This window comes from Achromobacter sp. ACM04, from assembly GCF_014851465.1.
Lineage (GTDB): Bacteria > Pseudomonadota > Gammaproteobacteria > Burkholderiales > Burkholderiaceae_B > Achromobacter > Achromobacter aegrifaciens.
Genome location: NZ_JACUZS010000002.1, coordinates 556,244 through 573,444 on the forward strand (window position 1 = coordinate 556,244; position 17,201 = coordinate 573,444).

At 66.9% G+C, this 17,201-nt stretch carries 13 protein-coding genes; 5 read left to right on the forward strand and 8 right to left on the reverse strand.

All coding sequences use genetic code 11. The features are described from left to right. Positions 1-113: 113 nt before the first annotated feature. Positions 114-533, reverse strand: coding sequence for a RidA family protein (locus tag IB259_RS13430; RefSeq protein ID WP_125471240.1), 420 nt, complete (start codon positions 531-533; stop codon positions 114-116). 68 nt (positions 534-601) lie between these two features. On the opposite strand from IB259_RS13430, the gene IB259_RS13435 reads away from it, so the two are divergent. From IB259_RS13435 to IB259_RS13455, 5 genes are all read left to right on the forward strand, one after another. Further along, positions 602-1,213: a class I SAM-dependent methyltransferase gene (locus IB259_RS13435; protein WP_119451909.1), complete on the forward strand. Its 612-nt coding sequence runs from the start codon at positions 602-604 to the stop codon at positions 1,211-1,213. Positions 1,214-1,366: 153 nt separating this feature from the next. After that, on the forward strand, positions 1,367-2,248 hold the full coding sequence (locus IB259_RS13440) for a ribose-phosphate pyrophosphokinase (protein ID WP_054451796.1): 882 nt from the start codon (positions 1,367-1,369) through the stop codon (positions 2,246-2,248). Positions 2,249-2,273: 25 nt separating this feature from the next. Further along, a complete protein-coding gene (locus IB259_RS13445) occupies positions 2,274-4,628 on the forward strand; it encodes a xylulose 5-phosphate 3-epimerase (RefSeq protein ID WP_192329263.1) in 2,355 nt (784 codons plus the stop codon). 26 nt (positions 4,629-4,654) lie between these two features. Beyond that, complete coding sequence (locus IB259_RS13450) at positions 4,655-6,013, forward strand: MBL fold metallo-hydrolase RNA specificity domain-containing protein (protein WP_192329265.1); 1,359 nt, start codon at positions 4,655-4,657, stop codon at positions 6,011-6,013. Then, positions 6,010-7,527, forward strand: a complete 1,518-nt coding sequence (locus IB259_RS13455) for a thymidine phosphorylase family protein (protein WP_370528702.1) — start codon at positions 6,010-6,012, stop codon at positions 7,525-7,527. Before IB259_RS13450 ends, IB259_RS13455 begins: the two co-directional genes overlap by 4 nt. 37 nt (positions 7,528-7,564) lie before the next feature. Here the strand turns inward: IB259_RS13455 and IB259_RS13460 are convergent, their stop codons facing one another. From IB259_RS13460 to IB259_RS13490, 7 genes are all read right to left on the reverse strand, one after another. Then, the gene (locus IB259_RS13460; protein ID WP_192329267.1) at positions 7,565-9,772 is read right to left on the reverse strand and encodes a TonB-dependent siderophore receptor; all 2,208 of its coding nucleotides are present in this window, start codon (positions 9,770-9,772) and stop codon (positions 7,565-7,567) included. A 100-nt stretch (positions 9,773-9,872) separates the two neighbouring features. Then, the gene (locus IB259_RS13465; RefSeq protein ID WP_192329269.1) at positions 9,873-10,877 is read right to left on the reverse strand and encodes a siderophore ABC transporter substrate-binding protein; all 1,005 of its coding nucleotides are present in this window, start codon (positions 10,875-10,877) and stop codon (positions 9,873-9,875) included. Then, positions 10,874-11,650, reverse strand: a complete 777-nt coding sequence (locus tag IB259_RS13470; protein ID WP_192329271.1) for an ABC transporter ATP-binding protein — start codon at positions 11,648-11,650, stop codon at positions 10,874-10,876. Before IB259_RS13470 ends, IB259_RS13465 begins: the two co-directional genes overlap by 4 nt. Continuing rightward, entirely contained in the window at positions 11,647-12,594 is a 948-nt protein-coding gene (locus IB259_RS13475; RefSeq protein ID WP_119451905.1) for an iron chelate uptake ABC transporter family permease subunit, read from the reverse strand. Before IB259_RS13475 ends, IB259_RS13470 begins: the two co-directional genes overlap by 4 nt. Continuing rightward, complete coding sequence (locus tag IB259_RS13480; RefSeq protein ID WP_054451809.1) at positions 12,594-13,535, reverse strand: ABC transporter permease; 942 nt, start codon at positions 13,533-13,535, stop codon at positions 12,594-12,596. The genes IB259_RS13475 and IB259_RS13480 overlap by 1 nt, the downstream gene beginning before the upstream one ends. Further along, the gene (locus tag IB259_RS13485; protein WP_192329273.1) at positions 13,535-15,289 is read right to left on the reverse strand and encodes an ABC transporter ATP-binding protein; all 1,755 of its coding nucleotides are present in this window, start codon (positions 15,287-15,289) and stop codon (positions 13,535-13,537) included. Before IB259_RS13485 ends, IB259_RS13480 begins: the two co-directional genes overlap by 1 nt. Continuing rightward, positions 15,283-17,085, reverse strand: a complete 1,803-nt coding sequence (locus IB259_RS13490; protein WP_192329275.1) for an ABC transporter ATP-binding protein — start codon at positions 17,083-17,085, stop codon at positions 15,283-15,285. Before IB259_RS13490 ends, IB259_RS13485 begins: the two co-directional genes overlap by 7 nt. Between the last annotated feature and the right edge of the window lie 116 nt (positions 17,086-17,201).

Consider the following 17,201-nt stretch of genomic DNA (forward strand, 5'->3'; position numbering starts at 1 on the left):
GGCTGCAGCGGCGGAATTGGGCAAATTGAGAAATTCGCCGTTCACCGCGCGCCGTACAAGTCCAAGATGACGAATCAACCATCCCGGCTGACGAGTCGCCGCTTCCGGCCCCCCTATTTCGAATCGCGCACCGCCGCGACCACCTTGATCTCCACCGCCAGACCGGGTCGCGCCAGCGCGGCGACGCCGAGTATGGTCCAGGCCGGGAACTCGGACCGTATGTACTTTTCCTTCACCGCGCGGAACCCGGCAAGGTCCGCGCCGATGTCGACGTGATACGAGACCATTTCGACCACGTCGGTAAAATCGAGGCCCAGATGGCCGAGCACCGCGGCGATGCGCCGGAACGCCACGTCGGCTTGCTCCGCAGCCGATTCGGGCACGGAACCGTCAGCGCGCAATCCGATCTGCCCGGCGATGAAAACCAGCCCATTGGCCGTGACCGCAGGCGAGTACTGGAACAGGTCGAAGATCCGGTTGCCGCCAAAGGCGGGATCGTCATCGGGAAGGCGCAGGCGCTCGATCTTGCTCATGGAAGTCCTTGTGCAACGCGGGCGTTGCTCGCTTATCGGGATTTGCAACTCTACTAGGGAACGCCGCGATGTCCACCTCCCCCGCCGACAACGTGATCACGCTGTATCGCGAACATGCCGACGCCTTCGAGAAACTGCGCGGCACGCAGCTGGCCGAACGCGCCTGGCTGGACGCGTTCCTGGATCTGCTGCCCGGCCCCGCTCCCCAGGTGCTGGACATAGGCTGCGGCAACGGCGTCCCCATCGCCCGCCATCTGATCGAACGCGGCTGCAGGCTGACCGGCGTGGATGCCTCGGACGCGATGCTGGCGAGGGCAAGAGCCTCGTTCCCAGGACACAGCTGGATTGAAGCGGACATGCGCAGCCTGCCGCCCTTGCGGCCCTTCCAGGGGCTGATCGCCTGGCACAGCTTCTTTCACCTGCGGCCTGAAGACCAGCGGCCCATGTTCCAGACCTTCGCACGCCTTGCCGCGCCGGGCGCGGCGCTGATGTACACCAGCGGGACACATCTGGGGGAAGCCATCGGCCGGTTCGAAGGCCAACCGCTCTATCACGGCAGCCTGGACAGCGCGGAGTACCGCGAATTGCTGCGCCAGGCCGGCTTCGAAGTGGTGCGCCACGTGGAAGGCGATACGACCTGCGGCGGCGCCAACATCTGGCTGGCGCGGCGGCATACATAAAACCTTTGAGTTACATCAAGGTTTGACCGGCCGACAACGCCGGCAAACGCCGCCCCTGCGCCATAATCAGAATGCCGCGGCCCCATTGGGGCTGCGCGGGGCCCACCCGGCCTCTTCGGTTTCCCTTACCTCGATCAGGCGGACCCGGCATTCATGCAAAGACTTATCCTCCCGCTCCCCGGCAACGAAGGATTCGCCAAGCGCCTTGCCGCCCTGTGCCAAGGTGAACTCGGCGCCGTCGAGACCCGCCGTTTTCCTGACGGCGAAAGCTACGTACGGCTGCATGGCGACCCGCGCGGACGCGCCGTCGACATCGTCTGCACGCTGGCCCGGCCGGATCCCAGCTTTCTCGGCCTGATCTTCGCGGCCGACACTGCGCGCGACCTGGGCGCCACAGAGGTCAACCTGATCGCGCCCTATCTGGCCTATATGCGCCAGGACAAACGCTTCCAGGACGGAGAAAGCGTGAGTTCGCTGTCGTTCGCGCGCCTGGTGTCGTCGACCTTCGACCGCCTGCTGACGGTCGATCCGCATCTGCACCGGCATCCGTCGCTGGCGGCGCTGTACACCATCCCGACCACCACGCTGCATGCCGCGCCGCGGCTGGCCAGCTGGATCGCCGGCAATGTGCAAGCGCCGCTGATCGTCGGCCCCGACGAGGAAAGCGAGCAATGGGCCGGCTCCATCGCCGCGCGCATTGGCGCGCCACACGTGGTGCTGCGCAAGACCCGTCACGGCGACCGCCAGGTCGACATCGAAGCGCCCGACCTCTCCGCCTGGCGCGACTGCACGCCGGTGCTGGTGGACGACATCGCCTCGTCCGGCCGCACCCTGGTGACGGCCGCCGGCAAGCTGGCGGGCATGCGGCCGCCGCAATGCGTGGTGGTGCATGCGCTCTTCGCCGAGGACGCCTGGTCCCAGGTATCCGCCTGTTTTGAACGCGTCGTTTCCACCGACGCGGTGCCCCATCCCAGCAACCGCATCGAACTCGCGCCCTTGCTGGCCAATGCACTTCTGCGCGACCTGCGCGATTGATCACCCGATTTGAAAGGAACCCGCGATGACGCTACGCGAGCATTGGCTATCTGGCCACGGCCCCATCCAGCACCGCGCTGAAACCGTCGAGCGCATCGATGCGCTGGTGCAACGCCTGGCGGCCAGCGGCCGCATCGCCAGCGCGGACGATGCCTACGCCATGCTGGCCGCGGCCGACCGCCTCAGCTGTGCCGCCATGAACGTGGTGGCGCACATGACCTACGCGCGCCGCATCGACCTGAACGGCGCGCCGCTGGCCGCCGACGACTTCAAGCCCAACCCCGAGGGCCACACCGGCGGGTCGCTCAACATGGCGCCCGCCTTCGTCGCCTACCTGCTGGCCAATGCGTTAAGCGGCAAGACCCGCGGCTGGCTGATGGGCCAGGGCCACTGCGTCGCCGCGATCGAGGCCGTCAACGCCCTGACCGGCGACGTGTCGCCGGCGCAGCGCGGCCGCTATGACCGCAGCGAAGCCGGGCTGGGACGCCTGATCACGGACTTCTATTCCTACGCCATCGACGCCCGGGGTTTGGCAGCCGTGCCGCTGGGCAGCCACGCCGGCCCCAACACGGCGGGCGCCGTGTCGGAAGGCGGCTACCTGGGCTTCGCCGGCCTGCAATACGTGCACATGCCGCTGCCGGGCGAAAGCCTGGTGGCCTTTCTGAGCGACGGCGCGTTCGAAGAACAGCGCGGCTCCGACTGGGCCACGCGCTGGTGGCGCGCCGAGGATTGCGGCCAGGCCGTGCCGGTCATGATCCTCAATGGCCGCCGCATCGAGCAGCGCACGCAGATCGTGCAGGAAGGCGGCGCGCATTGGCTGGCCGAGGACCTGCGCCACAACGGCTTCGATCCGCTCATCGTCGACGGCCGTGATCCGGCGGCCATCGCCTGGGCCATCCTGGCGGCGGAAGACGCGCTGGCCGCAAGCCTCGCGGCGCCAGGCTTCCAGTACCCCGCCCGGCTACCCTACGTCATCGCCGAAACCGAAAAGGGATTCGGCTTTCCCGGCGCCGGCACCAACGCCGCGCACAACCTGCCGCTGGGCGGCAACCCTCATACTGACAGCGCGGCCCGCGAAGCTTTCAACGCCAGCGCGGCCCGGTTGTTCGTCCCGGGGCCGGAACTGGACGCGGCGCTGGCGGCGCTGGCCAATCACGGAGCGCAGCAACGCCCGCTGGAAAGCGGACACCCCATGGCGCACCGGCATCCCGATGCGCCTGCCCTGCCCGAACCCGCCTGGGAAACCGCAGGCGCCCAAGGCAGCGCCATGGCGGCGCTGGACCGCTGGTTCGTCGAACTGGTGCGGGCCAATCCGCGCCTGCGCGTGCGCATCGGCAATCCGGATGAACTGGCCAGCAACAAGATGGGCGGCACGCTGGCCTTGCTGAAGCACCGCGTCGACCATCCGGAGGCCGGCGTGGCCGAAGACCAGCACGGCGCCGTCATCACCGCCCTGAACGAGGAAGCGGTGGCAGCCGCCGCGCTGGCGAACAAGGGCGGCCTGAACCTCATCGTCAGCTACGAGGCCTTCGCGGTGAAGATGCTGGGCCTGCTGCGCCAGGAAATCATCTTCGCGCGCCGCCAGAAGGAACTGGGACAATCCCCGGGCTGGCTGTCAGTGCCGCTGGTGGTCACCTCCCATACGTGGGAGAACGCCAAGAACGAGCAATCGCACCAGGATCCCACCATAGGCGAAGCCCTGCTGGGTGAAATGTCCGATACCTCCCGCGTGCTCTTTCCGGTGGACGGCAACAGCGCCGCGGCGGCGCTGCGCGCGGTCTACGCGCAGCGCGCGCAGGTGGCCTGCATGGTCGTGTCCAAGCGCGAGGGCACGCAGCGCTTCGACGCCCAGGCCGCGCAGACGCTGATCGAACAGGGCGCCGCGCACGTCGCCGGCGACCCGAAGACCAGCGTGCTGCAGTTCGTCGCCATCGGCGCGTACCAGGTAGAAGAGGCGTTGAAAGCCCGTGCCCATCTGGCGCGGCAGGGACGCGAGTGCTGCGTATCCGTGGTGCTGGAACCTGGCCGACTGCGCACGCCGCGCGACGAGCTCGAATCCGCTTTTGTCCTGTCCGACGAAGCCGTCCACGCGCTTTTCCCGCCCGGCCTGCCGCGCGTGCTGCTGTGCCATACGCGCCCCGAACCCATGCTGGGCGTGCTGCGCCGGCTGGACGGCGGCCCGGCCCGCACCCGGGCGCTGGGCTACATCAGCCGCGGCGGCACGCTGGACGTGGCCGGCATGCTGTACGCCAACCGCTGCACCTGGGCGCATGCAGTAGATGCGGCCGCTGCCGTCGCGGGCTGGCGCCGCGTAGACATGCTGGACGCGCCGCGCCTGCAAGCCCTGGACGGCAAGGGCAATCCCGCCGACCTCGCCTGATCATTCTGATGCTGCACAAGGAAACCATGCTCACACTGACCTGCCTGGGCGGAGCCGGCACCGTTACCGGCTCCAAGCACCTCCTGAGCCACGCCGACACGCACCTGCTGATCGACTGCGGCCTGTTCCAGGGCCTGAAGAACCTGCGCGAACTCAATTGGCAGCGACTGCCGCTGTCGCCCGCCGACATCGATGCGGTGGTGCTTACGCACGCGCATCTGGATCATTGCGGCTATCTGCCGCGGCTGGTGGCCGAAGGCTTCAAAGGCAAGATCCACGCCACGCCCGCAACCCGCGACGTCGCCGAGCTGATCCTGCTGGACAGCGCCAATCTGCAGGAAAAGGACGCGGACTTCGCCAACCGCAAGGGCTTTTCCAAGCACAAACCCGCGCTGCCGCTCTATCGCGTGGTCGACGCCGAACGCGCGCTGACGCATTTTTCCGATGTAGCGCTGCACCAGGAAACCGCCTTGCCCGGCGGCGCGAAGCTGACCTTGCGCCGCGCCGGCCACATCCTGGGCGCAACGACCGCGCAGATCGATATCGGCGGCATGCGCGTGGTGTTCTCGGGCGACCTGGGCCGCTACAACGATCCGGTGATGCACGATCCCGAGCCCGTGCCACGGGCCGACTACATCGTCATCGAGTCCACCTACGGCAATCGGCGTCACGACCCGGCCGATCCCGTCGAAGCCCTGGGCGCCGTGATCGAACGCACGGTGCAGCGCGGCGGCACGGTCGTCATTCCAGCCTTCGCCGTCGGGCGGGCGCAGACCCTGATCCATGCGCTGTGGAAGCTGCGCCAGGCCGACCGGCTGCAGAACATCCCGGTCTACCTGGACAGCCCCATGGCCACCAGCGCCACCGAACTGCTGGACCGCCATGCCGGCGAGCACAAGCTCTCCCCGCGCGAATACGAGGCCGCCTGCTCGGCCGTGACCTATGTGCGCGACGTCGAAGAATCCAAGGCGCTGTCGGCCAACCGCTATCCCAAGGTCATCATCTCGGCCAGCGGCATGGCCACCGGCGGCCGGGTGCTGCACCATATCGCCGCCTTCGGCAGCGACCATCGCAATACCCTGCTTTTCTCCGGCTTCCAGGCCGCCGGCACGCGCGGCCGCAAGCTGCTCAATGGCGCGACTGAAACCAAGATCTACGGCCAGTGGACGCCCATCAATGCCGAGATCGCCGAACTGCCCATGCTGTCGGCGCATGCCGACAGCGACGAACTGATGCGCTGGCTGTCCGGCTTCCAGGAAGCGCCACGCCGGGTCTTCATCGTCCATGGCGAACCCGAGGCCTCCGAAGCGCTGCGCGAACGCATCGAGCGCGAACTCAGCTGGCATGTCACCGTCCCGCTGCAGGACCAGAGGTACGAGCTGTGAGCAGCGTGCCGGAACTGAAGCCGCCCGCGCTGCGCGCCACGCGCATGCGCCTGCACGCGCAGCATCAGCCGATAGCGCTGATGCGCGCGGACTGCCACGTCTGCCGTTCCGAAGGTTTGGCGTCGCGTTCGCAAGTGCTGATCACCTCGAACGGCCACGAAGTACAGGCCCAGCTCTACCAGATCGACAGCGACCTGCTCGCGCTCGACGAGGTGGCGCTGTCCGAGGAAGCCTGGGACGCGCTGGACATACGCGACGGCGACAGCGTGCAGGTCCGCCACCCGCCGGTGCTGGAGTCCCTGGCCGGCGTGCGCCAGCGCATCTATGGCCGCCGCCTGGGCGAAGAGGATCTTGCCGCCATTGTCCGCGACGTGGTGCGCGGCCGTTACACCGACGTGCACCTGTCGGCCTTTCTCACCGCCACGGCCACGCTGCCGCTGAGCGTCGACGAGACCATCTTCCTGACCAAAGCCATGGTCGAAGTCGGCGACCGCCTGAGCTGGCAGGCGCCGATCGTGGTGGACAAGCATTGCGTGGGAGGCCTGCCCGGCAACCGCACCACCCCGCTGGTGGTCGCCATCGCCGCGGCCAACGGCTTGGTCATGCCCAAGACCTCGTCGCGCGCGATCACTTCGCCGGCGGGCACGGCCGACACCATGGAAATGCTGGCGCCGGTGGACCTGGACATCGAGCAGCTGCAACGGGTGGTCCAGGCCGAGGGCGGCTGCATCGCCTGGGGCGGCGCCATGCACCTGAGCCCGGCCGACGACATCTTCGTGCGGGTGGAACGCGAACTGGACATCGACACCGAGGGCCAGCTGATCGCCTCGGTGCTATCCAAGAAGATCGCCGCCGGGGCGACGCATGTGGTGATCGACATCCCCGTCGGGCCCACCGCCAAGGTCCGCAGCCGCGAGGCTGCGGAACGCCTTGCCGGCCACCTGGTAGAAGCCGCCGCGCATTTCGGCCTGATCCTGCGCTGCCTGTATACCGACGGCAGCCAGCCCGTCGGCCGCGGCATCGGCCCCGCGCTGGAAGCCCGCGACGTGCTGGCCGTGCTGCGCAACGACGCCGATCAGCCGCAGGACCTGCGCGAACGCGCCGCTCTGGTTGCGGGCGCCGTGCTCGAAATCGGCGGCGCGGCGCCGCCCGGGCAAGGCATTGCGCTGGCGCTACGGACCCTGGACAGCGGCCAGGCCTGGGAGAAGTTCGCCCGCATCTGCGCCGCCCAGGGCGGCCTGCGCGAACCGCCGCAGGCCGCGCACGTCGAACCTCTGGTCGCGTTGCAAGCCGGCCGCGTGACCCATATCGACAACCGCAAGCTGTCGCGCCTGGCCAAGCTGGCCGGCGCGCCGGAACGGCCTGCAGCCGGCGTGTCGCTGCACGCGCGGTTGGGCGATGAAGTCGCGCGCGGGCAGCCCTGGCTCTATCTCCATGCGCAGACCCGCAGCGAAATGGCCTATGCGCTGGAGTATGCGCGGCACGCCGGGGATATCGTGACCATCGAAGCCTGAAGCGGGCGGCAGCGCCGCCCGCCATTCAGCCGCCCGCCTAGAACTCCATCGAGGCAGACAGCATGAAGGTGCGCGGCGCGCCCAGCGCCAGGCTCGACAACTGCGGCATGCCCCAATAGGCCTTGTTCGTCAGATTGTTGATGGCGGCTCGCAGCACGATCGGGCGCTCAGCCACCTTGGTGGCGTAGCGCGCGCCTACGTCGTAGGTGGTGCGTCCCGCCACCGATAGCGAATTGTCGGCGCTGATGTACTGTTTGGACACGGCGGTTGCATTGGCCGTCAACGTCAGTCCCTGCACCGCCGGCACATCCCATTCCACGCCCAGCTTGCCCTGGAGCTTGGGAACACCGGTCGCCTGCTTGCCCTCGTTGGCGGCGATGGCGGTCTTCGTGACCTTGGGGTCGATGTACGCCACACCGCCCATCAGGCGCACACCACGCATCGGTTCGCCGAAAAAGCCCCACTCCACGCCCTGGTTGCGCTGTTCGCCGCCGAACGAGAAGACGTTGGTGACGGGGTCCGTATAGCTGCTGGGCCGCTTTATCTCGAACAGGCTCACGGTATGGGTGAAATCCCCCAGATCGACCTTGACGCCGACTTCCGTCTGCTTGGTCTTGTAGGGCGGGAACACCTGTCCCGCGTTGGCGGCGGTGACCGGCGCGGTCTGGCCCTTGCTCAAGCCTTCGATGTAGTTGGCGTACACCGAAACGTTGTCGGTCGCCCTGATCAGCAGCGCGGCGGCGGGCGTCGTGGCGCTGGCGTCATAGCGGCTGGTCCGCGCCCCGGTCGTGACGCTGTAGCTGTCGGTGCGCACTTCCTGCCGCCGCGCGCCCAGCGTCAGCTGCACCCGGTCCTCTGCGAAGGACAAGGTATCCGCCAGGCCGTAGCTCACCAGGCGCGTCTTGCTGTGCAGGATCGGCGGCCAACTGGTATCGGGGGCCGGCCCCCACACAGGGTGGTAGATGTTGGTGACCCAGTCCGCCCCCGGCACCGTTCTGCGGCCGTAGTCCCGCTGGTTGTCCGAGTAGTACGTGGCATTCAACACCCACTGGTGCTTGATGCCGCCGGTCTGCAATTTGCCGCGCAAACCGGCTTCTCCGGACGTCTTTTTCACGTTCATGTTCAATTGGCCCATCGAGGTGCGATAGTCCCCCGCCTCATTGAACACCTGCGCCACCATGGCGCCGTTGTAGGTGTATTCGGACCGGCTGGTGCCGATGGCGGCGTAGGCCATCAGGTTATCGCTGACATCGAATTCGCCGCGGATCATGGCTGCCTTGTCCTGGTTCTTCACATAGGCCCAGTCCGGATTCAACAGGGTTTCAGGCTTGGGCGGCTTGGGCACGCCTATGCCAGGCGCCAGATTGATCCCTCGGGTCACGCCGTCCACACGCTCATCGCTGTCATACATGTCTATGGAAACGCGCGCGCGTTCGCCGCGCCAATCCAGGCCCAGCGCGGCCAGCTGCGCCTTTTTCTTCTGGTTGTCGACCGGGCCGTCGCCGTCCCTATACACACCATTGAAGCGCAGGCCGAACTGCTGGTTCTCGCCGAAGCGCCGTCCCAGGTCTATGTGCCCGCCGAACTGCGAGTCCGACATGTAGGTCGCCGTCAGGCGCGTCAGGGGATCAGCGCCCGCGCGCTTGGGCACCAGGTTGACGGTACCGCCGACGGAACCGCCTGGCGGCATGCCGTTGAGCAAGGCGGACGGACCTTTCAGGACTTCGATGCGCTCGAACATTTCCGGCGTGGTCCGGTAGTACGGCGCCATGCCGAACAGTCCGCCAAACGAAATATCGGTAGTGCTGGAGCTGAAGCCGCGGATCGAGTAGTTTTCGCTCCAGGCGCCGGTCACGCCGTTGCTGAACACCGAAGGATCGGTCCGGGCGATTACGTCGGTGATGTCCTGCGCCTGCAAGTCCTCGATGTACTTTTCCGTGTAGCTGATGACGGAAAATGGCGTCTCCATCGAATCCTTGTCGCCTAGAAAGCCCACGCGGCCGCCGTAGGTCACCTGTCCGCCGGCATAGGGCGCGGCGGGCGCTTCGGCCTGCCCCGTGACAGTCACTGCCGGCAGTGTTTTCACTCCTGCCTCGGCCGCCTGCTGGGCCCACGCCGGCGACGCCGCGCCGACGCTCAGTCCGAGCAGCGCCGCGGCGAGATGGTTGAGGGAAAAGCCTGAATGCGCGTACCGCACCCGCGATGGCAGGCGTGCGGCGCGGCCGTTATGGCGACGTTTGCTCATGAAGTGCTCCGTTCGGTTGAGCTTGGGGCCGCCTGCAAAATAAGGCGACTGGGAATCATTTACATATGGACCGGCAATTTCCCCCGATCCCCGGACTGCATCAGTTCTGATAGGCCTTGAGAACGTCGTCGATCATGAGCGCCAGCGACTGTGCGCTGGCAGCCATGACGTACCAGGCTTGCGCATCGGCGAAGACCACGCGGCCGTTCTGCCAGGCGGCGGTCTGGCGCAAGAGCGGATTGCTCAAGCTCTCGGCGTTCAGCGTTGGCCGGCGCTCCATCACGGCAGTGCGATCCACCACGTAGATGATGTCGGGGTTGGCCTGCTGGATGAATTCGCTGGATATCGGCTGGCCATGCAGGCCGGCCTCCGCGTCGGGACTCGCAGGCTTCACGCCCAGGGCCCTGAAGATGAAGCCGTAGCGCGACTGGACGCCGAAGGAACTGAAGGCGCCGTTGTTGTGCAGCACAATGAGCGCTCTTTCGGGGCGGTCCTGGATGAGGCGCTTCGCCTCCTGAACCTTGGCGTCCAGCGCGGCGGCCTTGTCGCGTGCCAGGCTTTCCTTCTCGAAGATCCGTCCCAGCGTGATGAGGTGATCCTTGATGATCTCGATGTGATTGGCTTCGCTGTCGCGGTAGTCCACGTCGAAGTGGATCGTCGGCGCGATCTCGCTCAGCTCCTTGTAGTGGTTCGCCTGCAGCGAGGTGATCAGGATCAGGTCAGGCTTGGCCGCGTGCACCCGTTCCAGATTGGGCTGGACGATCGCGCCCGTGTCCTGCACATCCGCGGCGTTCTTGTACTTCTCCAGAAAGTGAGGCACGAAGTCCTTCGGCATGCCGGCGACCGGAACGCCCAGCTGATCCAGGAAATCCACCTCGTTCATGTCCAGCGCGACCACGCGCTGCGGCAGCTTGCCGATCACCGTGGTTCCCAGCTTGTGCTGCACAGCGACGGGTTGGTATGCCCCTTGCGCCGCGGGACTGGTAGCGGCCGGCTGCGCCGCCTTGGACGATTCCGCCGCCTCCTGCCCGCAGCCCTGCATCACGGCCGTCGTGGCGGCCAGCAAGGCAAGCGCCCATGCCCTGCGCCCGTGCTTGAGGATCATTTCATTTCTCCTGATGGATTGAAGTAGTTGCACAGGCGTCCGCGCGCGCCTTGCGTGATCTCGAAGTCCAGCCCATAAAGTTCCCGCAACCGGTCCTCGGTCACGACTTCGGGCACGCTGCCGGCGCAATGCACCGCCCCGGCCTTCATTGCAACGATGTGGTCGGAATAGCTGGCCGCAAAGTTGATGTCGTGCACCACCAGGATCACGGTGCGGCCGTGCTCGTCACACAGGCGGCGCAACGCGCGCATGATCTGGACCGCATGCTTGATGTCGAGGTTGTTGAGCGGTTCATCCAGCAGCAGGCAGTCCGTCTGCTGGGCGATCGTCATGGCCAGGAACGCCATCTGGCGCTGCCCGCCGCTGAGTTCGTCGAGATAGGCCGCGCGTAGCGGTTCCAGCGAGAGGAACGCAATCGCCTCGTCGATCACGCGGTGGTCTTCCTGCGTCAACGCGCCGCGGCTATATGGGAACCGCCCGAAGGCGACGAGATCCTCCACCGTCAGGCGCAGATTGAAATCGGGCGATTGACGCAACGTGGCCACGCGCTTGGCGTAATCGCCGATACGGATACCCGATGCCCTGGCGCCCTCGATCAGGATCTCGCCCTCGCTCGGCTCCAGCAGCCGCCCTGCCATCATCAGCAAGGTGGTCTTGCCCGCGCCGTTGGGGCCGATGAGCGAGGTCATCCGCCCGGCGGGGAACTGCAAGCAGACATCGCGCAGCACCGTCTTCGGGCCATAGCTCTTCGAGAGATTCTTGATCGTGATCATGCGGTGCCTCGCGAGCGCGCCATCAGCGCCAGGAACCAGGCGCCGCAAACCAGGTTGACCAGGATGCCGACGCTGGTCCGGTAGTTGAAGAGATGTTCGACCGCAAGCTGCGCCAGGATGAAAATGCCAACCGCGATAGCGCAACCGGCCGACAGCGTGGCGCGGTGCCGGCGCGTGCGCGTCAGGGCATAGGCGGTGTTGGCGACGAAGATGCCCATGAAGGCGGTGGGTCCCAGCAGACTGGTCGACACCGCGACCAGCACCGCAATCAGCGCCAGATGCAGCCGCAAGACGCGCTGATAATCCACGCCCAGGGAGATGGCCTGATCGCGTCCCAGCGAGATCACGTCCAGCGCCGGCAACGTCTTGACTCCAGCCAGGCACACGCCCGCGACGACGATCGCGGAAACCAACAACTGGCCCGGCTCCGCCTTGTTGAAGGAAGCCTGGGTGAAGCCGAGCAGAATGGAGAATTCGCCAGGACTGGTCTTCAATTGCACGAATTGCGTGAAGGTGCCGATCACCATCGTCAGCACCAGCCCCACCAGCAGCAGGAAGTACACGTTCTGCCTGCCATCGCGGAACAGCCAGCGGTGGATGATCCACGAATAGCCCAGCATCAGCAGCACGGACAGGAAGAAGTTGCCGTTTGCGCCCAGCAGGACCAGGCTCTGCGCCCCCATGGCCAGGACCATCAGGGATTGCAGCAACAGGTAGACGGCTTCGTAGCCCATGATGGCCGGCGTCAGGATCCGGTTGCCGGTGATGGTCTGGAACACGATGGAAGACCACGCGATGCAGATCCCGCCGATGAGCATGGCCGCAAGCCGGGCAAGCCGCTTGGGAATGATGTAGTCGAAGTCCAGGTTGGAACGGAACAGCAGGAAAGCCAGGGCCAATGCGATGACCGTCACCCATGCCGCCTGCCGGGGAACCGCGCGCATCACCGGTGCCTCCAGAAGATCAGCATAAGGAACAGGATGCCGCCCACGCCGCCCGCGGTCAGTCCGATAGGCACTTCGAACGGATAGATCAGAAGGCGGCCCAGGATGTCGCAGGCCAGCAGCAGCGTCGCGCCTCCCAGCGCGACGACGGGCAAGGTGCGACCCAGGTTGTCGCCGTAGCGCAGCGCGACCAGATTGGGGATGACCAGCCCCACAAAGGGAATAGCCCCGACGGTAATGACCGTGGCGGACACGGTGACGGCCACCAGGATCAGCCCCAGCGCCACGGTGGCCCGATAGTTCAGGCCCAGGCTCGCCGCCATGCCTTCGCCCATGCCCAGGACGGTGAAGCGGTGCGCGTACAGATAGGTCAACACGACGATCGGCAGGATCAGGTAGATGATCTCGTAGTTGCCCTGCACGATCTTGGAAAAGTCGCCCAACATCCAGCCCTGCATGCTCTGCATGATGTTGTTGCGATACGCGTAGAACTCCGCCAGGGCGCTCAGCACGCCGCCATACATCAGGCCGATCACGGGCACGAGCACCGTATTCTTGAACTTGATGCGGCGGACGACTGCGACGAAGAGCAGGCTGGCCGCGAAGCAGAAGCCCAGCGCGAACAGCATCCGCGCCGCCGGCCCGGCGGCAGGCATCGACAGCATCGACACCAGGATGCCCAGCTTGGCGGCATCCAGTCCGCCCGACGTGGCGGGCTCGACGAACTTGTTGCGCACGATGTGCTGCAGGATCACGCCGCAGACGGCCAGCCCGATGCCCGTCAGCACCAGCGCCGCCAGGCGCGGCAGCCGGCTTGCGGTCAAGGTGAGCCAGGCATCACCCGACAGCGAGTACAGCTGCGGCCAGGCGATCTGGCGCGCGCCCACCAGCAGCGACGCGCCGCAAAGCACGATGAACAGGCCGACCAGGCTGGCACGCATCAGGCGTGCGCCCCTGCAATGCGCCAGCCGCGGGCAGCCTTGCGCTGATCCAGGAACTGCGCGTACCGCCCCTGGCTCTCACGCAAAGCTGCGGGCGTGCCTTGCTCGGCGATACGTCCGTCCTCGAGCACCACGATCTGGTCGGCCATCGCCACGGTGGAAAGCTGGTGCGCGATCACCACCAGCGTGCGCTTCCCGCGCAGCCGCGCCAGCGTCCCGGTGATAATGGCCTGGTTCTCCGCGTCCAGCGCCGCGGTCGCCTCGTCCACCAGCATGATGGGCGCAGGGTTGAGCAGCGCGCGGGCGACGGCGATGCGTTGGCGTTCGCCGCCGGACAGCCGCGCGCCGCCCTCGCCTACCGGCGTGTCCAGCCCTTGCGGCAGGCGCGCGGCGATGCCGTCCACGCCGGCCTGTTTGGCGACATCCATCAACTCGGCATCGCTGCAGCCCGGCCTGCCGGCGCGGATGTTTTCGGCGATGGATCCCGTGAACAGATAGTTGTCCTGGAAGACCTGGCTGATCTGGCCGGCCAGCCTCAAGCTGGAAATCTGCCGCACGTCCACGCCACCGACCAGCACGCCGCCCTGGTTCACGTCGAAGAAACGCGCAATCAGCCGCGCCAGCGTGGTCTTGCCGGAGCCGGACGCGCCAACCAGGGCAACCATGCTGCCCGGTTCGATACGCAGATTCACACCTTGCAGCACCTCGGGCGCGTGATCCGCGTAGCGGAAATGCACATTGCGCAATTCGATCGAAGCATCGCGCGGTTCCTGCGGCGCATCGGACTCCGGCAGCGGCGGGACGGCATACAGCGCTTCGATGGCGTCGAGTTGCCCGCGCGCGCCGCGCAGCACCTCCCCATAGCCGACCACCTCCAGCAATGCATCGATATAGCGGACCGCAAGCATCAGCGCGACGATCGCGGCCACGATCTGTCCGGTTGCCAGCGGGCTGCCCAGGATGCCGTCGAGCCACCAGGCTGAGGCGGCCAGCAGGACGGCAAAGACGGCCTGCACGGCCCAGACGTTGAGAACGGCCGCCCCGGCCGACAGCCAGATCACCCGCGCCCCGGACGCGCGCTGTTGTTCCACTGCCTGTTCGAGCAGTCGCGTGCCTCCGCCAGCTCCGTTGAACGCGCGCAGCACCGACTGGGCCTGCGCGAATTCGACCATGCGCTGGCTGGCATCGGCAAAGCGCTGCTGGAAAGCCTCATCCGCGCGCCGCGCCAGTCTTGCCGTGAGCGCCAGCAAGCCTGCCAGCAACGGCAGCGCCGCCAATGCGATCAGGCCCAACAGCCAGTGCTGCGCAAACAGTGCGACGACGAGCACCGCTGGCGTCACCACGCCGGCGATGACGGGCGTGAAGACATGCGCGGGGAGCTGGGCCACAGACATCATGCCTTGCGTGACGACGTGCCCGAGACGGGCCGTATTCTGCGGCGTGAACCAACCCACGGGCAGGCTGGCCACATGGTCGCCGAGGCGATGGCGGGCGTCTTGCAGGATGGCGACGCCCACGCGCACGCCGGCCCGCTCCACATGGCGCCGCAGGCCCCAGCAGACCGCTACCCCAGCCAGCAGCGCGGCCAGCCACGGGGCGGCAGCCTTCACGTCCGCTTCAAGCAGATGCGTGAGCAGCGGCGCCAGCGCGGTAATAGTCAGCCCGCAAAGCACTCCGTAGGCCACGGCCATCCAGCCGTAGCGGCGCAGGACAGGCGCGTCCTGCCCCAGCAACAGCATGAAGGTCTTCAGCATGCGGCCACCTCTTTGTCATCGGAGCTTTCGTAGCCGCCCTGCGCCCACAGCCGGGCATAACTGCCGCCTTGCGCCAGCAACTGCTCATGCCGGCCTTGTTCGACGACGGCGCCGTCCTCGACGACCAGAATGCGGTCGGCGTGCATCACCGTATCCAGCCGGTGCGCGATCACCATCACCGTGCGCCCCCGGGCGAAGCGCGACAACGCGCCCTGGACCGCCGCCTCGTTGCCGGCGTCGGCCGCCGCCGTGGCCTCGTCCAGCACCAGCACGGGAGGATCCAGCAGCACGGCGCGCGCAATGCTGGCGCGCTGGAGTTCGCCGCCGGAAAGCTGCGCGTCCTCGCCGATCACCGAATCGTAGCCGCGCGGCAGCGCCAGGATGCGCTCATGGATATTGGCGGTGCGGGCGGCGTCCTCGATCTCTTGCAGGGTCGCGGAGGGCCGGCCCAGCGCGATGTTGTCGCGCACGCTGGCATGGATCAGGCGCACTTCCTGCAATACGAAGCCCACGCGCCGGTAGAGCTGCGCGCTCGCGATCCGCCTGAGATCGGCGCCGCCCAGCGTGATGCGCCCTTCGTCGGGGTCGAAGAATCGCAGCAGCAGCCGCGCCAGCGTGGACTTGCCCGCGCCCGAGGGCCCGACGATGGCGGTGACCGTGCCGGGTTCCAGCGTGAAGCTGATGCCCGACAGCGTCCGGCGCTCCCCGCCATAGGAATAACCCACGCTCTCGAACCGGACTTCATGGCCCTCGGGGATTTGTTCCTGGCCGGGCGCCAGCGGTTCCAGCACCGGCGTCTCCAGCAGCGCCTGCACGCGCTGCGCGGCGCCCGCGGCGCTGCCCAGATCGTGCAGCAGCGTATGCAGCAACAGCACCGGCGCGCATATTCCCGGCGCCACCAGCGCGAACGGCAGCACATCCACCGGCGCCATCCAGTCCAGCCCGACGAACAAGGCGCCAAAACCCAGCACCACGCCCAGCACCGTGACCGGCGCGACCATTGCATGGGCATGCGCCATCGCCGCCACCAGCGGACGGGTAAAACTGGCAAACGCCTCGGCGAAGGCGTCGACGGCCTCGCGATAGCCGCGATGCGCCTTGCCTGCATCGCCGAATGCCTTGACCACGGGGATGCCGCCGACGAACTCGACCGTTGCGCCATTGAGGCGCCCAAGCCGCTCGACGAATTCCTGCATGTTCGCCCCGCCGGCCTTCATGGCCCGGCGCAGGAACAGGAAGAAGCCGGGGAACGGCAGCAACGCCGCCAACGCCATGCGCCAGTCCTGCGCGAACAGGTAGATGACCGAAATCGCAATAGCGCCCGCGGCGCGTCCCACCGCCGTGTAGAAATGCGCGGCCAGGCTGTGCAGCGTGCCGATGTCGTCCTGCATCGCCTGCTTGACCTCGCCCGACGCCCTGCTGGTGAACCAGCCCAGCGGCACCTGCGACAGCCGCTGCGCGGCGGCCAGGCGCAGTCGATGCGTAAGGCGGTTATCGGCCAGATGAGCCGTCAATTCGCCGGCCGAGATCAGCGCCATGCCGGCGAACATGCACGCCAGGCTGGCGACGACAGTCCACCAGATTCCTGGCCAGGCTTGAGCGGTCGCGGAAGGCTCGGCGCCAGCGAGGACGATACGGGCAATGTGCGCGATCCCCGCCAGCGGCACCAGGGTAAGCATGGTGCCCACCGCGGCCAGCGCTGCGGCGGCCATCAATTGCCCGCGTACGGGGGCCAGCACCAAGCCTAGCGGACCGGGTTTCCCAGGCTTGGCCGCGGCTGCTCCTGAACTGCTCATGAAATCGACTTACCCAGATGTTGGTGATAATTATTTGCATCACTATAAACTAAATTCTCGAATTAGTTTCATTGCAATAAACTAAATAAATCGGGCCGGGTTAAAGTGAAGGCTGA

Excerpts from the sequence above, each read along its gene's own strand:
- IB259_RS13475 (WP_119451905.1), bottom strand. The coding sequence starts at position 12,594 with ATGCGCGCGGTTCCCCGGCAGGCGGCATGGGTGACGGTCATCGCATTG.
- IB259_RS13480 (WP_054451809.1), bottom strand. The coding sequence starts at position 13,535 with ATGCGTGCCAGCCTGGTCGGCCTGTTCATCGTGCTTTGCGGCGCGTCG.
- IB259_RS13490 (WP_192329275.1), bottom strand. The coding sequence starts at position 17,085 with ATGAGCAGTTCAGGAGCAGCCGCGGCCAAGCCTGGGAAACCCGGTCCG.
- IB259_RS13430 (WP_125471240.1), bottom strand. The coding sequence starts at position 533 with ATGAGCAAGATCGAGCGCCTGCGCCTTCCCGATGACGATCCCGCCTTT.
- IB259_RS13450 (WP_192329265.1), top strand. The coding sequence starts at position 4,655 with ATGCTCACACTGACCTGCCTGGGCGGAGCCGGCACCGTTACCGGCTCC.
- IB259_RS13435 (WP_119451909.1), top strand. The coding sequence starts at position 602 with ATGTCCACCTCCCCCGCCGACAACGTGATCACGCTGTATCGCGAACAT.
- IB259_RS13470 (WP_192329271.1), bottom strand. The coding sequence starts at position 11,650 with ATGATCACGATCAAGAATCTCTCGAAGAGCTATGGCCCGAAGACGGTG.
- IB259_RS13465 (WP_192329269.1), bottom strand. The coding sequence starts at position 10,877 with ATGATCCTCAAGCACGGGCGCAGGGCATGGGCGCTTGCCTTGCTGGCC.
- IB259_RS13485 (WP_192329273.1), bottom strand. The coding sequence starts at position 15,289 with ATGCTGAAGACCTTCATGCTGTTGCTGGGGCAGGACGCGCCTGTCCTG.
- IB259_RS13445 (WP_192329263.1), top strand. The coding sequence starts at position 2,274 with ATGACGCTACGCGAGCATTGGCTATCTGGCCACGGCCCCATCCAGCAC.
- IB259_RS13440 (WP_054451796.1), top strand. The coding sequence starts at position 1,367 with ATGCAAAGACTTATCCTCCCGCTCCCCGGCAACGAAGGATTCGCCAAG.
- IB259_RS13460 (WP_192329267.1), bottom strand. The coding sequence starts at position 9,772 with ATGAGCAAACGTCGCCATAACGGCCGCGCCGCACGCCTGCCATCGCGG.